We start from the raw sequence: 20,168 nt of genomic DNA, 5'->3' as shown, positions 1-20,168 counted from the left end.
GCGCACCGCGGCCGGCGTTGGACTAGGACGGTGGCGTGCGTCTCTCGGGTCTCGTCGCCGACACCCGGCCGCTGCGCAACGACCACTTCCGCCGGCTCTGGCTGGCCAACATCATCACGGTCATCGGTGCCCAGCTCACCGTGGTCGCGGTGCCCGCGCAGATCTACGCGGAGACCGGCTCGTCGGCCTACGTAGGGCTGACCGGAGTATTCGGTCTTGTCCCCCTCGTCGTCTTCGGCCTCTGGGGCGGGGCGCTCGCCGACGCGATGGACCGGCGCACGCTGCTGATCGTCACCACCACGGGGCTGATCGGGACCAGTGCGCTCTTCTGGGCCCAAGCCGTCGCGGGCGGGACCAACGTGTGGCTGCTGCTGAGCCTCTTCTCGGTGCAGCAGGCGTTCTTCGCCGTCAACCAGCCCACGCGCAGCGCCGTGCTCCCCAAGCTGCTCCCGCCCGCCCTGCTGCCGGCCGCCAACTCCCTCAACATGACGGTGTTCCAGGCCGGGGCGATCGCAGGCCCGCTGGTCGGCGGGGTGCTCATCCCGATCGTCGGGTTCTCCTGGCTCTACGCGATCGACACCGTCACGCTGTTCGCGACGCTCGGCGCGGTGGTCCGGCTGCCGCGACTGACCGTCGAGGGTGTCGCGGGGACGCCGGGCATCCGGTCAGTGATCGACGGCCTGCTCTATCTGCGCGGCCACCCGGTGCTGCTGATGTCCTTCGTCGTCGACATCATCGCGATGCTCTTCGGGATGCCGCGGGCGCTCTTCCCGGAGATGGCGCACGACAGCTTCGGAGGCCCCGAGGGCGGCGGGCTCGCGTTCGCGCTGCTCTTCGCCGCGATCCCCGCCGGGGCGGTGCTCGGCGGGGTCTTCTCCGGCTGGGTCTCGCGCGTGGAGCGCCAGGGACTCGCGGTGATCGTGGCGATCCTGGTCTGGGGCTTCGCGATCATCGGCTTCGGCGTCGCCACCGGGCTCGCCGGGAGCCTCGACGGCGCCGCCGGGCCGATGCTGGTGGTCGCCGTGGTGATGCTCGCCGTCGGCGGCGGCGCCGACATGGTCTCGGCCGCCTTCCGCACGAGCATGCTGCAGACCGCGGCGGCCGACGAGGTCCGCGGTCGGCTGCAGGGCGTCTTCATCGTCGTCGTGGCCGGTGGTCCGCGTCTCGCTGACGTCGCCCACGGCAGCGCTGCCGCCATGGTGGGTACGGCGACCGCTGCCGCCGGCGGGGGCGTGCTGGTCGTGGTCGGCACGGTCCTCGCCGCGCTCGTCGTACCTGCGTTCGTGCGGTATCGGCTGGTGTCGCCCCCGCGGACGTGACCCGGGGAGCGCCGGAACGGCGAGTGAAGGAGCGCGTACGCTCTCACGAGCGCCTCCACGGAAGGCCCGCGATCCGTACGGATGCGATCGACCGCGCCGCAGGCTCGACCTTTCCGGGTTCCCCTCAGGTCGTCGCTGCGCGTGGCAGAGTGCCTGGGACGAAGACGATGCGACCACCGAGGCGGGGGCAGATGGGCGGGCGAGCGGGGGGCAGTGCGTCGCGTCAGCGCGTCCGCACGGCGGGGCTGGGGATGGCCTGGGTGGCGGCCTTCACCGTTGCGGGACTCCTCGGGCGCCTGACCAGCATTGACGGGTCGAACCTGGCCCTGGTGTGGCCGGCCGCGGGCGTGGCCGCGCTGTGGGTGGGCGCCCAGCGGGGGAAGCGCGTCTGGCTGCACCTCGCGCTCCTCGCGCTCGCGTCGTACGTCGTGAATGCGGCGACGGGCGCAGCGAGCGATGCGGCCCTGCTCCTCGCGGGCACCAACACCTTGCAGACCGGGGTCTACGTCGCGCTGGCGCGCCGATGGCTCCCGGGGACGCGCGGCTTCGGCGGCACCGAGCCGTTCACCCAGCTGGCCCAGCTGGGTCGACTGACGCTCGCCGCCACCGTCGGCTGCACGCTTGCCGCGCTGGTGGCCCAGGGCGGCCTGCTGCTCCTCGGCGAGATCGACCGGGTGCGTCCCATCGACCTGGTGGTGTGGTTGGCGCGCAACGACCTCGGCCTGCTGTTCGTGGTGACCTGGGGCCTGCTGGGCCAACAGAGCTGGCTCGATCGGCGCCGGCATCGCGACGCCAGGGATCCGACGTCGGCCGAAGACGGCCGGTCCCGGCGGGCGGTGGACGCCGTCATCCTGGCCGCGGGCGCCGCCGCGCTCCACGTCGGGGTCTTCCTGGTCCCCGACGGCGAGGCCTTCGCCTTCCTGCTGTTGGCCCCCATGGTCTGGGCGGGCATCCGCTTCTCCGCCCTCACCGTGATGTCCTACGGGCTCCTCACCGGGGCTGTCGCCGTCGGCTTCACCCTCGCCGGGGAGGGACCCTTCGTCTTCCCGGGCGATCCGCACTTCGAGGCGCTGCTGGCGCAGGTCTTCATCGGGATGACCGTCCTGGTCGGTCTGGCGTTGGCGTTCGCCAAGGCCGACCGTGCTCAGGCACACCTGCGCCTGCAGGAGACCCAGCGGCACACCGCCGACCAGGAACAGCTGCTGGCCACGATCCTCGACCAGATGCACGACGGCGTCGTCGTCGTCGACGCGGACCTGTCCATCGTCATCCGCAACCGCTCAGCCAGCGATCTCTTCGGCCTCACCGGCAGTCCGCTCGCCACCCCCCTGACCGCGGCTGCCGTCGACCTCCGCGAGATGGACGGGGTGACCCCCGCGGACGAGGGGGCGGCCGCGTCCGTTGCGCTGCGCGGCGAGGTCTTCGAGCCCCGCGAGTATCGGCTGTCGCGGCCAGGCTTCGAGGCCGACCACGTGCTGGAGGTGGCGGCGTACCCCGTCCCCGCCATCGGGAGCCCTCATCCGCGGGCGATGATCCACCTGCGTGACGTCACGGCCGAGCGGCTGCGGCACCAGGCGCTCGACGAGTTCGCGCGGGTGGTGGCCCACGACCTGCGCAATCCGGTGACGCTCATCCAGGGCTGGGCGGAGACCCTCGACCTCGAGCTCGCCCGCGGTGTCGTCGACCCCGCCGTCCTGCGCCCGATGCTGGCGCGCGTGCTTAACGGCAGCGACCACATGGCCCGGCTCATCAGCGACCTGCTGCGTCTCGCGACGGCGCGCGACCAGGTGCTGCAGCCCCACGATGTCGACCTCACGAGGCTCGTCCACGAGGTCGCCAGCCTGCGCACCGCGGGACCGCGCGGGGCGACGGTGGAGGTCGACGACGACCTGCGCGCCTGGGGCGACGAGGCCCTGCTCCGGCAGCTGCTGGACAACCTCATCGGCAACGCCATCAAGTACACCGTGGCGCATGTGCGCCCGCGCATCGAGGTCAGGCGCCGCGCGGTTGGGACCACTTGGCTGGAGGTCGACGTGAGCGACAACGGCATCGGCATCGCACCCGACGAGCTCGAGCGGATCTTCGAGCCCTTCCACCGCACGCGCGGCGGGCAGGAGCGGGCCAGCGGTCACGGCCTGGGGCTCGCCATCTGCACCGAGATCGTCCAGCGTCACCGCGGCAGCATCACCGCGAGCAGTGGCCAGGAGGGCGACGGCACCACGATCACCCTCCGACTGCCCCGCAACGTCGAAGGGTTCGAGCAGCCATGACGCCGGACCTTCCCGAGCTTCTCGTCCCGGATGCCGCCGCCTGGCGTGCCTGGCTGGTCGAGCACCACACCGACTCACCCGGGGTGTGGCTGGTGATCCACAAGATCGGTGGGGACGTCACCTCGCTGACCTATGAGGAGGCTGTCCGGGAGGCGCTCTGCTTCGGCTGGATCGACGGCCAGGCCCGACGCCGCGATGCCGGATCGCGCCTGCAGCGGCTCACGCCCCGTCGCCCGCGAAGCGTGTGGTCGGCCAGCAACGTCGCCCGGGTCGCGCTTCTCGAGGGCGAGGGCCGGATGACCGAGGCGGGTCGGGCGCAGGTCCGGGCCGCGCAGGCGGACGGACGCTGGGAGGCCGCGCTCGACGAGCACCTGGTCGCCCCGGACGACCTCGCCGCTGCGCTCGCCGCGGCGCCGGCTGCGCAGGCGATGTTCGACGTGCTCACGAAGAGCAACCGCGAGGCGATCCTCGGTGACATCAAGGGGGCCAAGCGGTCGGAGACCCGGGAGCGCCGGATCGCGAAGTACGTCGAGATGCTGGCCCGCCACGAGACGCCGTTCGGGCAGAAGCGTCGGCCCGACTGATACCGACAACTGCTGGCGGAGAAGGCCCGTCACGTCAACAAGCGGGGCGACCGACGCGTCGTACGCGCTGCTGCAGTCGATGCTCGCGGACAGCGGGCAGAGCTATGACGCGCTGGTGTGGTCGCTGATCGCCCTGGACGGGGCCGCATCCGGTCGCACCGATTTAAGGTAAAGACCAACTGTTTTCTGCCGATGGTGGGGGGACACCGAAGTCCTTCCCCTGGAGACGGATCCATGCAGAACCTCACCGGCGTCGAGCGCCGGCTCGCTCCCCACGACCTGATCGTGTCGAAGACCGATCTGCGGGGCCACATCGCCTATGTCAACGACACGTTCCTCGACATCAGCGACTACGACGAGCCGGAGCTCCTGGGGAAGCCGCACAGCATCCTGCGTCACCCGGAGATGCCGCGGGCGGTCTTCCGGCTGATGTGGGACACGCTGGGCGGCGGGGGCGAGATCTTCGCCTACGTGGTGAACCGGTCCCAGAACGGCGACCACTACTGGGTGATGGCTCACATGACGCCGTCGTACGACGCCCGCGGCGCCGTCGTCGGCTACCACTCGTTCCGTCGGGCGCCGAGCCGGGTGGCGATCGAGCGGGTCACGCCGCTCTACCGCCGACTGCTGGCGGAGGAGGCACGTCACGTCAACAAGCGCGAGGCGACCGACGCGTCGTACGCGCTGCTGCAGTCGGTGCTCGCGGACAGCGGGCAGACCTATGACGAGCTGGTCTGGTCGTTGATCGCCCTGGAAGGTGCCGCCTGATGTTCCGGCTGCCGACTCGTCGCTCCCGGGCCCTGGTCGCCGACGAGCGTGCCGAGCTCGAGGCCTATCGCGCCATGGCGCAGGAGATGCTGTCCACCTGCCGTGCCGCCGGGGAGGGCGACCTCGAGGCGCGGGTGAGCGGCGTGGCCGGGACCGAGGCGCACGCCGAGCTCGTGGCGCTGCGCCGGGCGCTCAACCGGGTCCTCGACCTCTCCGACGCGTTCGTCCGTGAGGCGGGGGCGGCGCTGACGTCGGCCAGCGAGGGGCGCTATCACCGCTTCTCGATCGCCCAGGGCCTGCCCGGCCAGTTCGCGAGCACGGTCCGGCTGATCAACACCGCCCGCGACGGGATGCGCTCCTCCGAGGAGCGGGTCCGTGCGGCGCAGGCACAGCGCACCGAGCTCGCCTGCCGCTTCGACGCCGTCGTCGTCGCCCACACCGAGCACCTGTCCGACAGCTCCGGGCGACTGTCCACCGCCACTCACAGCCTCAGCGGCACCGCGGCCGGCGCCGGTGAGGAGGTGGCCCGGGCCCAGCAGACCGTCGACTCGCTGGCGACGTCCTCGCAGCAGATCCGCGAGATCGTGCAGCTCATCGGGGCCGTGGCCGCCCAGACCCGGATGCTGTCCCTCAACGCCACGATCGAGGCCGCCCGTGTCGGGGAGGCCGGCAGGGGCTTCGCCGCGGTCGCCGACGAGGTCAAGCAGCTCGCCGAGCAGACGCACGAGGCCACCACCAAGGTCAGCGAGCAGGTCGCCGAGATCCGCACCGCCACGGAGGACGCCGTCGCCGTGATCTCCGGCGTCGGCGCCACCGTCGCTCACATGAACGAGATGGTCGCCGAGATGGCGGTCGCCGTCGACGGCGCCGGGACCGGCGACTCCACCGACGGTGTCGCCACCGCCATCGCCAGCCTCCGCTCCGAGGTCAGCGAGTTCCTCGTGTCGATGCGGGGCTGAGGCTCCGGCGGGGGCCGGCGCGTGGGGTCGGTGCTGGGCGGTCGGTGCTGGGCGGGGTCGTGTGCCGGAGGACGCGCTGGGTCGCGTCAGCGGGCACACGACCGGCCTGTCGAGCGGTACGGCGGGTCGCCGCGTAGTACTGAAGGGATCGCCGGCTGCGGGCCAGGCCCGGGGTCACCGATTGGGCAGAAACGACATGTCATCTCCCGAAATCCGTGCCGTTGGGGACCAAACGGCAACAGGTTCGGTGCGGTTCAGCGCCAGCGAGGCGGTACGACGGACCCGGCGAGCTCGGCGCGGGCCGAGGGCTTCTGGGCGTAGTGGGCCAGTCGCTTGGCCAGCACCTCGAGCGGGAGCTGCATCTCCAACTGGGGGACGTCGATCTCGGCGTCGTCGGTGCGGACCTGGAGCTGGGGCATGCCGCCGGGGACGAGCTGGACGGCGCTGATGTCGTCCCAGGCGAGATCGCCGCGGGCGAAGCCACCGCGGTAGACGAGGGCGGTCGGGGTCAGCAGCAGCTGGGGTCCGCGGGGCAGCCGGATCAGGCGGCCGACGACCACGCCGAGCAGCAGCAGGGACAGCAGGGTGACGATCGCCGCCGGCCAGGGCGAGGTGATGCCGACGAGCTCGCCGCGCTGGAGCCCCAGGCCACCGGTGATGACGCCGGCGAGGGCCGCGACCACCGCGGCGCCGGTCATCGCATAGAAGCGGCCGGCGGCGCCCGCGACGAGCAGGCCCTCGGGGGTCATCCGGACGGCGGTGGGCGGGGAGGGGTGGTTGGTCACGGGGGCATTGTCTCTCGGGGGTCTCGACGTCGGTTGCTGCGCAACCTGCTCGACCAGCGGGCTGCGCAACCTGCTCGACCCACCGACTGCGCAACCTGCTCGACCCACCGACTGCGCAACCTGCTCGACCAGCGGGCTGCGCAACCTGCTCAACCCACCGACTGCGCAACCTGCTCGACTAGCGGTGGCTCGACCAGCCGGGTCCTTACCAGGGGCTGGGCTCGAAGTCCTTGAGGAAGCAGCCGAGGAGGTCCTCGCCGGCCTCGCCGCGGACGATGGGGTCATAGACGCGGGCGGCGCCGTCGACCAGGTCGAGCGGGGCGTGCCAGCCCTCGGAGGCGATCCGCAGCTTGTCCTGGTGGGGACGCTCGTCGGTGATCCAGCCGGTGTCGACGGCGGTCATCAGGATCTGGTCGGTCTCGAACATCTCGCCGGCGCTGGTGCGGGTGAGCATGTTGAGGGCGGCCTTGGCCATGTTGGTGTGCGGGTGGCCGGGGCCCTTGTAGCGGCGCGAGAACTGGCCCTCCATCGCGGAGACGTTCACGACGTAGGCGCGACGTGCGCCCTGCTGGACCGCGGCGCGCATCGAGGCGCGCAGCCGCGAGATCAGCAGGAACGGCGCGGTCGAGTTGCACAGCTGGACCTCGAGCAGCTCCAGCGGGTCGACCTCGTCGACGACCTTGGTCCAGGAGTTCACCGACTGCAGGTCCGGCAGCAGCCCGCCCGCGTCGACCGCCGTACCGGCCAGGTGCGCCTCGAGGCTGGCGTTGCCGGCGGTCAGCGCCAGTGCGGTCATCGCGGCGGCGGAGCGGGTCAGCTCCTGGGCCGCCTCGACCACCTCGGCCCCGGCAGCCCCGGTCCCGTCGGCTGCAACCTCGAGCGCCTCGTGCGCGACGGCGTGCTGGGCGAGCGTGCCGGCGATCGCAGCCGGGTGGGCCTCGCTGATCCGGTCGAAGGTGACCATCTCGGGCAGCGCCCGGTCGGTCGGCAGCGGCGCCGACTCCATCTCGACGAGCTGGCTGTAGGCGCCGGGCGAGCGCCGTACGGTCTGGGCGGCGTTGTTGATCAGGATGTCCAGCGGCCCGGCGGCAGCCACGTCGTCGGCGAGGGAGATCACCTGGGTGGGGTCGCGCAGGTCGATGCCGACGATCTTGAGCCGGTGCAGCCAGTCGGCGCTGTCCTCGAGCTCGGAGAAGCGGCGTACGGCGTCCTTGGGGAAGCGCGTCGTGATCGTCAGGTGCGCGCCGTCGCGCAGCAGCCGCAGGGCGATGTACATGCCGATCTTGGCGCGCCCGCCGGTCAGCAGCGCGCGGCGGCCGGTGAGGTCGGTGCGCTGGTCGCGCTTGGTGTGCGACATCGCGGCGCATGACGGGCACAGCCAGTGGTAGAACCCGTCGACCAGCGTGTAGTCGGTCTTGCAGATGTAGCAGCCGCGCGGCTTGAGCAGCTCGCCGGCGAAGGAGCCCGTCGTCCCCGACACGAGCGGGATGCCCTTGGTCTCGTCGTCGATGCGCATCGGCGAGCCGGTGGCGGTGGCCTCGATGATCGCGCGGTCGGCGGCGGCCTCGGCGGCCCGCTTGCGCTCGCGACGGGTCCGCTTGAGCGCCTTGTACATGTGCGAGGCGGCGTGCTTGACGGTCGTCACGTCGGGGTGGTCGTCGGGCAGCCGGTGCAGCTGGCCGAGCACCTTCACGGCGGTCGCGAGCTCGTCGGGGTCGAGGCGCTCGAGCTCGCTGGCGGCGGCGTCTCGGGAGGCGGCGTCTTGGGGGGAGGGGTCTTGCGGGGGCACCGACCGATGGTAGGTGCCGCTGCCCACCTGGACGTGATCGGCGAGCGACTGAACCCGGGGACACCGCCCCACTGGGTGAGACACCTCACGCGCGAGTGGCGGGTCCCGGGACATCCTCCGAGCCAGGACCCGCATCGCACCCAGGAGTGACCGCACCGATGACCACCGCACCAGTCGTCCCGTACGCCACGATCGCCGAGCTGCTCCTCAACCGCGCCGAGGACGACAACACCGCGCTGCTCTTCGAGGACGAGCGGTGGACGTGGCGTGAGTTCCTCGCCGAGGCGGCCACCCGCTCGGCGATCCTGCAGGAGCTGCGTCCCGCCGAGGGGCCGTGGCACGTCGGCGTGCTGCTCGACAACACGCCGGAGTACCTCTTCCTCATCGCCGGCGCCGCCCTCAGCGGAGCGACGCTGGTCGGCATCAACCCCACGCGGCGTGGCTCGGAGCTGGCCGCCGACATCCGCGCCACGGACTGCCAGCTGATCGTCACCGACCCGGCGTACGGCGACCTGATCGTGGGCCTCGAGCACGGTGCCGAGCGAGTCCTCGCCGCCGACGGCGCGGACTACGCCGCCCTCCTCGAGAGGCACCGCGACGCCCCCGTGGCCGCGACCCCCGAGGGCCTGGACCCCCGCACCACGCTGCTGCTGCTCTTCACCTCCGGCTCGACCGGCGCCCCCAAGGCGGTCATCTGCTCGACCGGGCGGTGGGCCTTCATCTGCCAGGTCAACCCGATCGCGTTCGGCCCCGAGGACGTCGCCTACAACGCGATGCCGCTCTTCCACGGCAACGCGCTGATGGGCGCCTTCGGCCCGTGCCTCAACTCCGGCGCGGCCTACGCGATGCGCCGCAAGTTCTCCGCATCCGGCTTCCTGCCCGACATCCAGCGCTTCGGGGCGACGTTCTTCAACTACGTCGGCCGCTCCCTGGCCTACGTCCTGGCCCAGCCGGAGCAGCCCGGGGAGTCGGAGAACCGGCTGCGCTTCGGCTTCGGCACCGAGGCCTCCGCCCGCGACCGCTCGGAGTTCAAGCGCCGCTACGGCTGCGACCTCTTCGAGTCCTACGGCTCATCGGAGGGCACCTGCTACATCATCGCCACGCCCGACACCCCCGACGGCGCGCTGGGACTCCCGCAGCAGGGGCACTTCCCCGAGATCGTCAACGGCGCCGGCCAGATCTGCCCGCCGGCCCGCTTCGACGACAACGGCGTGATGCTCAACTCCGAGGAGGCGATCGGCGAGATCGTCTCGCGGGGTGCGGCCGCCAAGTTCGAGGGCTACTACAACAACCCCGAGGCGAGCGCGGAGAAGCTGCGCGACGGCGACTTCTGGACCGGTGACCTGGCCTACAAGGACGAGCGCGGCTTCTTCTGGTTCGCCGGGCGTACGGCGGACTGGCTGCGCGTCGACTCGGAGAACTTCGCCGCCGCACCGGTCGAGCGGATCGTCAGCCGCTACCCGGGCGTGGCGGTGGCCGCGGTCTATCCCGTGCCCGACCCGCACACCGGCGACCAGGTGATGGCGACCCTGCAGATGCCGGCAGAGGACTTCGACCCCGCCGGCTTCGCGGCGTTCCTCGCCGAGCAGCCCGACCTCGGCACCAAGTGGGCGCCCAGGCTGGTCCGGATCACCCAGGACCTGCCGGTGACCGCGACCCGCAAGGTGGACAAGCCGCGCCTGCGCCGGATGCTGTGGGAGGGCGACGAGCCCGTGTATGAGCGGACGCGGGACGGCTACGTCCGCCTGGACGACGCCCGCGTCGAGGCGCTGCGTGCGGAGTTCGCCGAGCAGGGGCGGGCCCAGCTCATCGCCCGCTGAGGTCGGTCAGGGCAGCAGGGAGATGGTCTCGCCCCGGGCGACCGGGCGGACCTGGGCCGGTACGTCGCGCGCGGTGCAGGCGCGCAGGAAGTCCGCCAGCGGCGAGCGGAAGACCGTGTAGTCGTCGTGGTGGACGGGCACGGCGACTCCGGGCGCGAGCAGCCGGACCAGGTCGGCGCCCTGCTCGCCGTCCATCGTCACCAGCACACCGAAGGCGCGGGTGCCGCCGAGGTGCAGCACGGCGGCGTCGAGCGTGCCGGTGCGCTCGACGATGTCGCGCAGCCAGGGCCGATAGAGGGTGTCGCCGCTGAGGTAGAGCCGGAACGTCCGCCCGGCCTCCTCCAGCTCGAGGACCGTGCCCATCACCGGCGGGAAGACCCGGTTGAGCGGCCCTGGCGCATGCTGGCCTGGTACGGCGGTTAGCGTCAGCCGCGCCTCTCCGGCGGTCAGGGTCGTCGACTCCCAGGTCCCCATCCCCTCGGCCGAGCCGAAGCCCCAGTCGCGCAGCCGCCCGGCGGCCTTGGGCGTGCTCCAGATCGGCAGCCCGCGGTCGAGTCGCTCGCGGGCGACCCGGTCGAAGTGGTCGCCGTGCAGGTGGGAGAGGACGATCCCGTCGAGTCGCGGCAGGTCGGCGGGCTGGAGCGACGGCTCGGTCAGCCGCTTCGAGAAGAGCCCCTTGCCGAGGTAGGCGCGCTGGCCGCGGTGCAGGAAGTTGGGATCGGTGAGCAGCGTGAACGGGCCCAGGCGCAGCACCGTGGTCGCCGTACCGATGAACTCGAGGGACGCAAAGGGGTGATCGGCCACGACTCCTCCTGCCTGAGGTTTCCGAGTCGGTGCCCGCCCGTCCTCAGCCCAAACCGGGGAGAGGACTGGACCTGACGAGGATTTAACCGCCGATGGGCAAAATCTTGGCTAGTGTCTACTCATCGCGCAGCCGTGGGGGCTGAGGGCCGTGGGGGCCCGATAAAAGCGCGAGGCACAGGCGCATATTGGGGAGGGACCGATGCGATCACGCATCAAGGCCGGGGGGCCGTCAGGTTCGAGGGTCGCTGGGGATGCACGATGATCCCCGGCGGCCCCCGAGACGATCCACGCCGCAAGCGTGCGCTCGCCGAGCGCGCCCAGGCGGAGCGACAGGAGCCGAAGGGCGCCGAGGGCGCCCGGCCCGGGGACACTCGCCCGTCCGGTGAGCGTGCCGACGGCGAGACCGCCCGCCGTGCGTGCGGCTTCCGCCTGCCGGAGCCGGTTCAGCGGCTCGTGCCGACCATCCGCAGCGCCAGGTCGGCGTAGAACTCCGCGACGTCCTGGGGAGACCAGGACCCGTCGTCGCGATACCACCGCGCGATGTCGATGCCCAGCGACAGCAGCGCGACCGACGCCATCTGTGCTGACGGCGTCGTGAAGACCCCCGCCTCCACGCCCCGCTCGACCAGGGCCCGCATCTCCGCCTGGATCTGCTGACGGACCTCGCGGATCTCGCCGAGGTGCTCCTCGCTGAGGGCCGCGAGCTCGTAGTTCACGATCCGTGCCCCCGTGTGCCCCGTCGCGTGGTGCACCGCGAAGGCGTGTACGACGCGCCGCAGCTGCTCGACGGGGTCGCTCGAGGTCGTCAGCCCCTCGCGCACGAGGGCCAGCGTGGCTTCGTGGCCCTGGCGCGAGATCAGGTAGAGCAGCTCCTCCTTGGAGGAGTGGTGCACGTAGAGCGCCGCGGGGCTCATCCCCGCCGCGGCCGCGATGTCGCGTGTCGTCGTCGCGTGGAACCCCTTGGCCGCGAACGCCTCGACCGCCGCCGCCAGCAGCCGGGCGCGCGTCGACTCCGCCCTGGCCGCGGGACTGGCGGCAGGTCGTTCGGTCATCGGGAGCCCTTCGGGGGTGGTTGACGGGCGCTGGGTGGTGCGGCACGCTGAGCGTAGCGAATAAGCAAGCGCTTAGTAACCCGTTCCGGAAGGACGTCGATGCCCCTCAGCACCCCCGCACGGAGATTCGAAGGCAGGACGGCGATCGTCACCGGCGCCAGTCGCGGCATCGGGCTCGGCATCGCCGAGCGGCTCGTCGCGGAGGGCGCGAAGGTCGTCATCACCGCGCGCAAGCCCGAGGCGCTCGCCGAGGCGGTGGCCGCGCTGGGCGGCCCCGAGCACGCCCTGGCCGTCGCGGGCTCCGCCGACGACCTCGATCACCAGGCCGAGACCGTCGCCCAGGCGATCGAGACCTTCGGCTCCGCGGACCTGCTGGTCAACAACACCGGCATCAACCCGGTCTTCGGCGGGCTGGTCGACCTGGAGCACAAGGCCGCCCGCAAGATCTTCGAGGTCAACTGCCTCGCCGCGCTGTCGTGGGTGCAGCAGGTGCACCGCTCCTGGATGAAGGAGCACGGCGGCTCGATCGTCAACGTCGCCTCGGTCGCCGGCATCAAGCCCGCGCCCGGCATCGGCTTCTACGGCGCCTCCAAGGCGATGCTGATCCACCTCACCGAGGAGCTCGCCGTCGAGCTCGGCCCCGACATCCGGGTCAACGCCGTCGCGCCCGCCGTGGTCAAGACGAAGTTCGCCACCGCCCTCTACGAGGGTCGCGAGGAGGAGGTCGCCGCGGCGTACCCCCTCAAGCGGCTCGGCCTGCCCGAGGACATCGCCGGCGCGGTCGCCTTCCTGCTGTCCGAGGACGCCGGCTGGCTGACCGGCCAGCTGATGGTCCTCGACGGCGGCGTGACGCTGACGGGCGGCGTGTGATGACCGGCCCTGATCTCACTGGCCCTGATCTGACTGGCCCCGATCTGACTGGCAAGGGCGTCGTCGTCACCGGCGCCGGCCACGGCATCGGCCGCGCGCTCGCGACCCGGATGGCCGCCGCCGGTGCGAGGGTCGTCGTCAACGACCTGGACGCCGACGCCGCACACGCGGTCGCCGAGGAGATCGGGGGGTTCGCCGCTCCCGGCGACGCCGCGAGCGAGGAGGGCGTGAGCGCCCTGGTCGACGTGGCCCGCGAGCACCTCGGTGCGATCGACGTCTGGTTCGCCAACGCCGGCATCGACCGCGGCAAGGGCCTCGAGGCGCCGGAGGCCGACTGGGCCTCCTCGCTCGAGGTCAACGTGATGGCCCACGTCCGAGCCGCCCGGCTGCTCGTGCCCGACTGGGTGGCGCGCGGCGAGGGCCGCTTCGTGGTCACCGCGTCCGCGGCCGGCCTGCTCACCATGCTCGGCTCCCCGACGTACTCCGTCTCCAAGCACGCGGCCGTCGGCTTCGCCGAGTGGCTCTCGGCGACCTACCGCCACCGCGGCGTGGTCGTCCAGGCGATCTGCCCGCAGGGCGTGCGGACCCGGATGCTCGAGGAGTCCGGCCCGCTGCAGGAGCTGCTCAGCGCGGACACCGCGCTGGAGCCGGCCGACGTGGCCGAGCGGGCGTTCGAGGCGATGGCCGACGACCGGTTCCTGGTGCTGCCGCACCCCGAGGTGGGCGACTACTACCGCCACCGAGCCGGCGACACCGACCGCTGGCTGCGCGGCATGAACCGGCTGCAGCAGGGGCTCGAGCAGCTCGCGGACACGCAGGAGGACCGATGACCGAGCCCGAACGGGAGACCCTGCGCGGTCTCGACCTCGACGCGCTGCGCCGCTGGCTGGACGACGAGCTCCCCGGCCTGGTCGGAGGACCGCTCACCGGGAGCCTGATCGCCGGCGGCAAGTCCAACCTGACCTACGTCGTCAGCGACGGGATCCACGACTGGATCGTGCGCCGGCCCCCGCTGGGCCACGTGCTGGCCACCGCCCACGACATGGGCCGCGAGCATCGGGTGATGACCGCGCTGCGCGACACCGACGTGCCGGTCCCGATCACCTACGCGCTGTGCCAGGACGACGACGTGATCGGCTCGCCGTTCTATGTGATGGAGCGCGTCGCCGGCACGCCGTACCGCACGGCGGCGGAGCTGGAGCCGCTCGGTCCCGAGCGCACGAGAGCGATCTCGCAGGGCATGGTCGACACGCTGGCCACGCTGCACGAGGTGGACCCGGCGCAGGTGGGCCTCTCCGACTTCGGGCGTCCCGAGGGCTTCCTCGAGCGGCAGGTGCGGCGCTGGAAGAAGCAGCTCGACGCCTCCCACACCCGTGAGCTGGCCGGCACCGCCGAGCTCCACGACCGGCTCGCCTCCCACCAGCCGACCCAGTCGCCGACCGGCATCGTGCACGGCGACTACCGCCTCGACAACGTCCTCACCGACGACCACGACCGGCCGGCCGCGGTCATCGACTGGGAGATGGCCACGCTCGGCGACCCGCTGACCGACGTCGGTCTGCTCGTCGTCTACAAGCGCCTCGGCGACTTCGGCGGGCACGCGATCGCCGACGCCGCCTCCGCCCCCGGGCACCTGTCCGAGAGCGAGATGCTCGACCGCTACGCCGAGAGCAGCGACCGCGACCTCTCCGCACTCGGGTTCTACCTCGGCCTCGCGTCGTTCAAGCTCGCCGTGATCCTCGAGGGCATCCACTACCGCTACGTCCACGGGCAGACCGTGGGCGAGGGCTTCGACGGGGTGGGCGCGCTGGTCGAGCCGATCGTCGCCGCAGGCCTCGAATCGATGAAGGAGCACAGCTGATGGACTTCACCTTCGACGAGCGCACCGAGCAGATGCGCGCCGAGCTCCTCGACTTCATGGACTCCCACGTCCACCCGGCCGAGCAGGTCTTCCACGACCAGCTCGCGGCGCTGGAGGACCGCTGGGCCTGGTCGACGGTCCCCGTGCTGGCCGAGCTGCGCGCCGAGGCGCGCAAGCGCGGCCTGTGGAACCTCTTCCTCCCCGGCGAGGAGGGCGGCGGGCTGACCAACCTGCAGTACGCCCCGCTCGCCGAGATCACCGGCCGCAGCCCGCACCTCGCACCGGCTGCCCTCAACTGCGCCGCGCCGGACACCGGCAACATGGAGGTGCTGTCGATGTTCGGCACCCCCGAGCAGAAGGAGCGCTGGCTCACCCCGCTGCTCGAGGGCGAGATCCGCTCCGCCTTCGCGATGACCGAGCCCGACGTCGCCTCGTCCGACGCCACCAACATCTCCACTCGCATCGAGCGCGACGGCGACGAGTACGTCATCAACGGCCGCAAGTGGTGGATCACCGGCGCGATGAACCCGGCCGCCGAGATCATGATCGTGATGGGCAAGACCGACCCCACCGCCGACCGGCACCGCCAGCAGAGCCAGGTCCTCGTGCCCCGCGACACCCCCGGCGTCACCGTGGTGCGCGGCATGCAGGTCTTCGGGTACGACGACCACGAGCACGGCGGCCACGCGGAGCTGCGCTTCGAGGACGTCCGGGTGCCGGTGTCGAACCTGATCGGGCAGGAGGGCGCGGGCTTCGCGATCGCCCAGGCCCGCCTCGGCCCGGGCCGGATCCACCACTGCATGCGCGCGATCGGCTCCGCCGAGCGGGCCATCGAGCTGATGTGCGCCCGCGCCGACGAGCGGGTCGCGTTCGGCAAGCCGCTCGCCGACCAGGGCGTGGTCCGCGACTGGATCGCGGAGTCGCGGGTCCGTGTCGAGCAGCTGCGGCTGCTGGTGCTCAAGACCGCCTGGCTGATGGACACCGTCGGCAACAAGGGCGCCCACACCGAGATCCAGGCGATCAAGATCGCCACCCCGCTGGCCGTGGAGTGGATCCTCGACAAGGCGATCCAGGTGCACGGCGGCGGCGGCGTCTCGCAGGACTTCCCGCTCGCCGCGGCGTTCGCCGGCAACCGCACGCTGCGCTTCGCCGACGGCCCCGACGAGGTCCACAAGAGCGCCCTGGCCAAGGCCGAGCTGCGCCGCCAGCGGGCCGCCCGGGGGGCCTGATGAGCGAGTCCCCCGAGGTCCGCGACGACCTGCGCCGCCGCGTCGAGGAGCTGCTGACGGGGCACGACCCCGCCCGGATCGACTCGGTTGAGGACCGGCTGGAGTTCCTGCGCGCCCGCTTCGACGCCGGCCTGGCCTGGGTCGGCTTCCCCGAGGGGCTCGGCGGGCTCGGTCTGCCGCGCGCCCTGCAGGGGTACGTCGACGAACTGCTCGCCGCGGCCGGGGCCCCCGACAACGAGCCCCGCCGGATCGGGATCGGCCTGGGCATGGCCGCTCCGACGATCCTGGCCTACGGCACCGACGAGCAGAAGCAGCGCTTCCTGCGCCCGCTGTGGACCGGCGAGGAGGTGTGGTGCCAGCTCTTCAGCGAGCCCGGCGCCGGCTCCGACCTGGCCGCGGCCGCGACCCGCGCCGTACGGTCCGGGGACGAGTGGGTCGTCAACGGCCAGAAGGTGTGGACCTCCAGCGCCCACAACGCGCGGTTCGCGATCCTGCTGGCGCGCACCGACCCGGACGTGCCCAAGCACGTCGGCATGACCTACTTCCTGTGCGACATGACCGACCCGGGCGTCGAGGTCCGGCCGCTGCGCCAGATCACCGGCGAGGCGGAGTTCAACGAGGTCTTCCTGACCGACGTCCGGATCCCCGACTCCCAGCGCCTCGGCGCCGAGGGGGAGGGGTGGCGGGTCGCCAACGCGACGCTCAACAACGAGCGGGTCGCGATCGGCGGCGGCGCCAGCCCGCGTGAGTCCGGGATGCTCGGCAAGGTCGCGGACGCCTGGCGCGAGCTGCCCGAGCAGCGCGCCCCCGAGCTGCACGCCCGGCTGATGGAGCTGTGGGTCGAGTCCGAGGTGGCGCGGCTCGCGGGCCAGCGCCTCGGGCAGAAGCTCGCCGTGGGCCAGCCCGGGCCGGAGGGGTCGGCGATGAAGCTGACCTTCGCCCGGCTCGCCCAGGAGCTCAGCGGCCTCGAGGTCGAGCTGCGCGGCGAGGACGGCCTGCGCTACTCCGACTGGACGATGGTCCGCCCGACCGTCACCGACTTCACCGGTCGCGACGCGGGCTTCCGCTACCTGCGCGCCAAGGGCAACTCCATCGAGGGCGGCACCTCGGAGATCCTGCGCAACATCGTCGCCGAGCGGGTCCTGGGCCTGCCGGCCGAGGCCCGCGTCGACAAAGACGTGGCGTGGAAGGAGCTCCCCCGATGAGCGCTCCCGTGACCGACCAACTGACCGACCCCCCACTGACTGTCGCGAGCGCTGTGCCGGCCGGCAACCCCGACCTGCACCTGCTCTACACCGACGTCGAGGACGACCTGCGCTCGAGCGTGCGCGACCTGCTCGCCGCGCGCTGCACCCCCGAGGCGGTCACCGCGGCCTATGACGGCGACTCCTCGCTCACCGCGCCGCTGTGGCAGGCCATCGCCGGTGAGCTCGGCCTGGCCGGCCTGCTGGTCCCCGAGGACCTCGGCGGTGCCGGTGCTTCGGCCCGCGAGGCCGCGGTCGTGCTCGAGGAGCTCGGCCGCGCCGCGGCGCCGGTCCCGTTCTGGGAGAGCGCGGTCGTCGCCACCTCGGTCCTGCTGGCCCCTGGGTCCTCGGCGGCCTCCGCCCCTCGGCGGCACCTGCTCGCCCGGCTCGCCGCGGGGGAGCGAACCGCAGCGCTGCTCGTGCCGCTGTCCCAGGCCCCGCACGACCCGGTCGTCGGGCTCACCCTCGACGGCGACAAGGTCTCGGGCACGGTGACCAGCGTCGCCGGGGCGCTCGCCGCCGACGCGCTGCTGGTGCCGGTCACCACGCCGGACGGGATCGTCCTGGCCGCGATCGAGGCCTCGCTGGCCACGATCACGCCCGTGGTCTCCCTCGACATGAGCCGCCCGCTCGCCGACGTCACCCTCGACGGCGTCGCGCTCGGGGAGCCGTTGATCGGCGCCGGTGGCGGTGCGGTTGCCAGCGCCGAGGACGCCGTACGGCGTGGGCTCGGCGCGGGTGCCGCGCTGCTCGCCTCCGAGCAGCTCGGCGTCGCCCAGTGGTGCCTGACCGCGACGGTGGCCTACCTCAAGGAGCGCCGCCAGTTCGGGCGCATCGTGGGCGGCTTCCAGGCGCTCAAGCACCGCCTCGCCGACCTCTACGTGCTCGTGGAGTCGGCGAACGCGGCGGCCCGCTATGCCGCGGCGGCGCTCGCGGAGGACGACCCGGACACCGAGATCGCCACCGCCGTCGCGCAGGCCTACTGCAGCGACGTGGCCGTCCGGGCCGCCGAGGAGGCCGTCCAGCTGCACGGCGGCATCGGCATGACCTGGGAGCACCCCGCCCACCTCTACCTCAAGCGGGCGAAGGCAGACTCGATCGCAGCAGGCACCGCCGGATCGCACCGCGCCCGGCTGGCCGGGCTGGTCGGGATCCCCTCCTGAACTGCCCGCCTGAACTGTCTGCCTCAACTGCCTGCCTGAGCTCCCCCTGATCACCCCCACGCGAAGGAGCAACCCCCTGTGAAGTCCACCCAGATCAAGCTGGCCGCCCGCCCCGTCGGCGAGCCGAAGGACAGCGACCTGGAGTTCGCCGACGTCGAGCTCCCCGCTCTGGAGGAGGGCCAGCTGCTGGTCCGGGTCGTCTACCTCTCCCTCGACCCCTACATGCGCGGCCGGATGAGCGACGCCCGCTCCTACGCCGCCCCGGTCCAGATCGGCGAGGTGATGGTCGGCGAGGTCGTCGCCGAGGTCCTCGAGTCGCGCTCGCCCGACCGCGCGGTCGGCGACTACGTCACGGCGTACGCCGGCTGGCAGACGCACGCGGTCGTCCCCGCGAAGTGGACCCGCAAGCTCGACCCGTCGCTCGCGCCGATCTCGACCGGCGTCGGCGTGCTCGGCATGCCCGGCTTCACGGCGTACGCCGGTCTGCTCGAGATCGGGCGACCCAAGGAGGGCGAGACCGTCGTCACCGCCGCCGCCACCGGCCCGGTCGGCTCGGCGGTCGGCCAGATCGCCAAGCTCAAGGGCGCCCGTGCGGTCGGCATCGCCGGCGGCCCGCGCAAGTGCGAGCTCCTGATCGAGGAGTACGGCTTCGACGCGGCCGTCGACTACAAGGCCGACGACTTCGCCGACAAGCTCAAGGCAGCGGTGCCGGACGGCATCGACGTCTACTTCGAGAACGTCGGCGGCCCGGTGACCGCGCAGGTGCTCCGCCGACTCAACCTCTACGCCCGGATCCCGGTCTGCGGCCTGGTGTCGGGCTACAACGCCACCTCCGTGCCCGAGGGCCCGGACCGCCTCCCCGGCTTCATGAACAAGGTCCTCACGCTCAGCCTGACCGTGCGCGGCTTCATCCAGACCGAGTTCGTGCCCACCCACTACGCCGACTTCCAGCGGGACATGGGCGGCTGGGTGCGCGACGGCCAGGTGCGCTACCTCGAGGACGTCGCCGAGGGGATCGAGTCCGTCCCCGAGGCCTTCCGCGGGCTGCTGGCCGGGCGCAACGTGGGCAAGCAGCTCGTCCGGATCGGTGAGGACCCGACGCTGGCGGCGAACGCGTGAGCCCATCGTCGAGACCAGCCCCGGGCCTCCCGTCGTACGACGAGGTCCTCGAGCTCCCGGTGGCGGTCAAGGTGACCGTGCCGCCGGAGTTCGAGGACCGCAACGGGCACATGAACATCCGCAACTACTTCGACGTGCAGTCGGACGCGGTGGCGAGCCTGTTCTCCCGGATGGACTGGTTCCGCGAGTTCGACGGCCGTGAGATGGGTCCGTTCACGATGGAGCAGCACCTGCGCTACCACCGCGAGTGCCACGTGGGCGACGAGCTCACCTCGCACCTGCGGATCGTCGCGCGCACGGACAAGGTCGTGCACGGCCTGGCGCTCCTCGTGAACCACTCCACGCGCGAGCTGTCGTGCACGCTGGAGTTCCTGCTCGGCAACGTCGACCGCGGCGTACGGCGGATCGCGCCGTTCCCGGCCGAGGTCGCCGCCACCCTCGACGAGCTGCTGGCGGAGAGCGCCGCGGTCTCGTGGCCGGTGCCCGAGCTGGGGGCGGTCGGCGTACGCCCGCGCTGAACGGGTACCTCCCT

General features: G+C 72.3%; 18 protein-coding genes. 14 read left to right on the top strand and 4 right to left on the bottom strand.

Annotated features, from left to right (window positions below):
• The first annotated feature begins 35 nt into the window (after nucleotides 1-35).
• The 5 genes from ACYU7L_RS04340 to ACYU7L_RS04320 all read left to right on the top strand — a co-directional run bounded on the left by ACYU7L_RS04340 (nucleotide 36) and on the right by ACYU7L_RS04320 (nucleotide 5,900).
• Nucleotides 36-1,319, top strand: a complete 1,284-nt coding sequence (locus ACYU7L_RS04340) for an MFS transporter (RefSeq protein ID WP_460794029.1) — start codon at nucleotides 36-38, stop codon at nucleotides 1,317-1,319.
• Nucleotides 1,320-1,510: 191 nt separating this feature from the next.
• On the top strand, nucleotides 1,511-3,589 hold the full coding sequence (locus tag ACYU7L_RS04335; protein WP_460794028.1) for an ATP-binding protein: 2,079 nt from the start codon (nucleotides 1,511-1,513) through the stop codon (nucleotides 3,587-3,589).
• Nucleotides 3,586-4,173, top strand: a complete 588-nt coding sequence (locus tag ACYU7L_RS04330; protein ID WP_460794027.1) for a YdeI/OmpD-associated family protein — start codon at nucleotides 3,586-3,588, stop codon at nucleotides 4,171-4,173. Before ACYU7L_RS04335 ends, ACYU7L_RS04330 begins: the two co-directional genes overlap by 4 nt.
• 234 nt (nucleotides 4,174-4,407) lie before the next feature.
• On the top strand, nucleotides 4,408-4,941 hold the full coding sequence (locus tag ACYU7L_RS04325; protein WP_460794025.1) for a PAS domain-containing protein: 534 nt from the start codon (nucleotides 4,408-4,410) through the stop codon (nucleotides 4,939-4,941).
• Entirely contained in the window at nucleotides 4,941-5,900 is a 960-nt protein-coding gene (locus tag ACYU7L_RS04320) for a methyl-accepting chemotaxis protein (RefSeq protein ID WP_460794024.1), read from the top strand. The genes ACYU7L_RS04325 and ACYU7L_RS04320 overlap by 1 nt, the downstream gene beginning before the upstream one ends.
• A 254-nt stretch (nucleotides 5,901-6,154) precedes the next feature.
• Here the strand turns inward: ACYU7L_RS04320 and ACYU7L_RS04315 are convergent, their stop codons facing one another.
• On the bottom strand, nucleotides 6,155-6,685 hold the full coding sequence (locus ACYU7L_RS04315; RefSeq protein WP_460794023.1) for a hypothetical protein: 531 nt from the start codon (nucleotides 6,683-6,685) through the stop codon (nucleotides 6,155-6,157).
• A 205-nt stretch (nucleotides 6,686-6,890) separates the two neighbouring features.
• Nucleotides 6,891-8,474, bottom strand: coding sequence for an SDR family NAD(P)-dependent oxidoreductase (locus tag ACYU7L_RS04310; RefSeq protein WP_460794022.1), 1,584 nt, complete (start codon nucleotides 8,472-8,474; stop codon nucleotides 6,891-6,893).
• Nucleotides 8,475-8,632: 158 nt separating this feature from the next.
• Here ACYU7L_RS04310 and ACYU7L_RS04305 point away from each other — a divergent pair, with 158 nt between their 5' ends.
• A complete protein-coding gene (locus ACYU7L_RS04305; protein ID WP_460794021.1) occupies nucleotides 8,633-10,294 on the top strand; it encodes an AMP-binding protein in 1,662 nt (553 codons plus the stop codon).
• 6 nt (nucleotides 10,295-10,300) lie between these two features.
• On the opposite strand, the gene ACYU7L_RS04300 is transcribed toward ACYU7L_RS04305, so the two are convergent.
• Both ACYU7L_RS04300 and ACYU7L_RS04295 read right to left on the bottom strand, forming a co-directional pair.
• Complete coding sequence (locus ACYU7L_RS04300) at nucleotides 10,301-11,098, bottom strand: MBL fold metallo-hydrolase (RefSeq protein ID WP_460794020.1); 798 nt, start codon at nucleotides 11,096-11,098, stop codon at nucleotides 10,301-10,303.
• A gap of 443 nt (nucleotides 11,099-11,541) precedes the next feature.
• Nucleotides 11,542-12,150, bottom strand: a complete 609-nt coding sequence (locus ACYU7L_RS04295) for a TetR family transcriptional regulator (RefSeq protein ID WP_460794019.1) — start codon at nucleotides 12,148-12,150, stop codon at nucleotides 11,542-11,544.
• 99 nt (nucleotides 12,151-12,249) lie between these two features.
• On the opposite strand from ACYU7L_RS04295, the gene ACYU7L_RS04290 reads away from it, so the two are divergent.
• The 8 genes from ACYU7L_RS04290 (at nucleotide 12,250) to ACYU7L_RS04255 (ending at nucleotide 20,154) form a co-directional block, all read left to right on the top strand.
• Nucleotides 12,250-13,020, top strand: coding sequence for an SDR family oxidoreductase (locus tag ACYU7L_RS04290; RefSeq protein ID WP_460794018.1), 771 nt, complete (start codon nucleotides 12,250-12,252; stop codon nucleotides 13,018-13,020).
• Nucleotides 13,020-13,850: an SDR family oxidoreductase gene (locus tag ACYU7L_RS04285; RefSeq protein ID WP_460794017.1), complete on the top strand. Its 831-nt coding sequence runs from the start codon at nucleotides 13,020-13,022 to the stop codon at nucleotides 13,848-13,850. Before ACYU7L_RS04290 ends, ACYU7L_RS04285 begins: the two co-directional genes overlap by 1 nt.
• Entirely contained in the window at nucleotides 13,847-14,881 is a 1,035-nt protein-coding gene (locus tag ACYU7L_RS04280; protein ID WP_460794016.1) for a phosphotransferase family protein, read from the top strand. Before ACYU7L_RS04285 ends, ACYU7L_RS04280 begins: the two co-directional genes overlap by 4 nt.
• A complete protein-coding gene (locus ACYU7L_RS04275) occupies nucleotides 14,881-16,110 on the top strand; it encodes an acyl-CoA dehydrogenase family protein (RefSeq protein ID WP_460794015.1) in 1,230 nt (409 codons plus the stop codon). Before ACYU7L_RS04280 ends, ACYU7L_RS04275 begins: the two co-directional genes overlap by 1 nt.
• Complete coding sequence (locus ACYU7L_RS04270; RefSeq protein ID WP_460794013.1) at nucleotides 16,110-17,315, top strand: acyl-CoA dehydrogenase family protein; 1,206 nt, start codon at nucleotides 16,110-16,112, stop codon at nucleotides 17,313-17,315. Before ACYU7L_RS04275 ends, ACYU7L_RS04270 begins: the two co-directional genes overlap by 1 nt.
• Nucleotides 17,312-18,517, top strand: a complete 1,206-nt coding sequence (locus tag ACYU7L_RS04265; protein WP_460794012.1) for an acyl-CoA dehydrogenase family protein — start codon at nucleotides 17,312-17,314, stop codon at nucleotides 18,515-18,517. The genes ACYU7L_RS04270 and ACYU7L_RS04265 overlap by 4 nt, the downstream gene beginning before the upstream one ends.
• A gap of 78 nt (nucleotides 18,518-18,595) precedes the next feature.
• Nucleotides 18,596-19,636: an NADP-dependent oxidoreductase gene (locus ACYU7L_RS04260; protein ID WP_460794010.1), complete on the top strand. Its 1,041-nt coding sequence runs from the start codon at nucleotides 18,596-18,598 to the stop codon at nucleotides 19,634-19,636.
• Complete coding sequence (locus tag ACYU7L_RS04255) at nucleotides 19,633-20,154, top strand: thioesterase family protein (protein ID WP_460794009.1); 522 nt, start codon at nucleotides 19,633-19,635, stop codon at nucleotides 20,152-20,154. The genes ACYU7L_RS04260 and ACYU7L_RS04255 overlap by 4 nt, the downstream gene beginning before the upstream one ends.
• Nucleotides 20,155-20,168: the final 14 nt, after the last annotated feature.

The organism is Nocardioides pacificus, from assembly GCF_054775955.1.
Note: the sequence above shows the minus strand (reverse complement) of the source record. Positions and strands in the feature narration are given on the sequence as shown.

Coding starts and splice junctions, on each gene's coding strand:
- ACYU7L_RS04270 (WP_460794013.1), top strand. CDS start 16,110: ATGAGCGAGTCCCCCGAGGTCCGCGACGACCTGCGCCGCCGCGTCGAG.
- ACYU7L_RS04295 (WP_460794019.1), bottom strand. CDS start 12,150: ATGACCGAACGACCTGCCGCCAGTCCCGCGGCCAGGGCGGAGTCGACG.
- ACYU7L_RS04280 (WP_460794016.1), top strand. CDS start 13,847: ATGACCGAGCCCGAACGGGAGACCCTGCGCGGTCTCGACCTCGACGCG.
- ACYU7L_RS04335 (WP_460794028.1), top strand. CDS start 1,511: ATGGGCGGGCGAGCGGGGGGCAGTGCGTCGCGTCAGCGCGTCCGCACG.
- ACYU7L_RS04305 (WP_460794021.1), top strand. CDS start 8,633: ATGACCACCGCACCAGTCGTCCCGTACGCCACGATCGCCGAGCTGCTC.
- ACYU7L_RS04285 (WP_460794017.1), top strand. CDS start 13,020: ATGACCGGCCCTGATCTCACTGGCCCTGATCTGACTGGCCCCGATCTG.
- ACYU7L_RS04330 (WP_460794027.1), top strand. CDS start 3,586: ATGACGCCGGACCTTCCCGAGCTTCTCGTCCCGGATGCCGCCGCCTGG.
- ACYU7L_RS04265 (WP_460794012.1), top strand. CDS start 17,312: ATGAGCGCTCCCGTGACCGACCAACTGACCGACCCCCCACTGACTGTC.
- ACYU7L_RS04320 (WP_460794024.1), top strand. CDS start 4,941: ATGTTCCGGCTGCCGACTCGTCGCTCCCGGGCCCTGGTCGCCGACGAG.
- ACYU7L_RS04275 (WP_460794015.1), top strand. CDS start 14,881: ATGGACTTCACCTTCGACGAGCGCACCGAGCAGATGCGCGCCGAGCTC.
- ACYU7L_RS04290 (WP_460794018.1), top strand. CDS start 12,250: ATGCCCCTCAGCACCCCCGCACGGAGATTCGAAGGCAGGACGGCGATC.
- ACYU7L_RS04325 (WP_460794025.1), top strand. CDS start 4,408: ATGCAGAACCTCACCGGCGTCGAGCGCCGGCTCGCTCCCCACGACCTG.